The following is a 297-nucleotide window of genomic DNA, read 5'->3' on the forward strand; positions in this document are numbered from 1 at the left end:
CCGACGTTGTGGCCGGCTCGGTGCACGACGCCCGCCACGCGCTGGCCGAGGTGGTCGAGCCGACCCCGGCGCGGGTGCGCCGGGCCCCGGGGATCGTGGCCGTCCTGCTGCTGACCGCGGCCGCGGTGTGGGGCTGGGCGACGGTCCTGCAGCGCGAGCGCGAGGTGGACCCGGGGACCCCGGTGCCGACGACCCCGCCGACCGACGACCAGATCCACGGCAAGCCGATCGGCCAGGGCCGGTCGCAGACGAGCGGTCACTGACCCACGGCGTCCCGGAGCGGGCGGGTCAGGCCGG

At 78.5% G+C, this 297-nt stretch carries 1 protein-coding gene; it reads left to right on the forward strand.

Annotation, left to right across the window (positions count from 1 at the left end):
• The coding region (locus DBV35_RS29800; RefSeq protein ID WP_157962124.1) for a hypothetical protein at nt 1–263 on the forward strand (263 nt) is incomplete at its 5' end.
• Between the last annotated feature and the right edge of the window lie 34 nt (nt 264–297).

This window comes from Acuticoccus kandeliae, assembly GCF_003073115.1.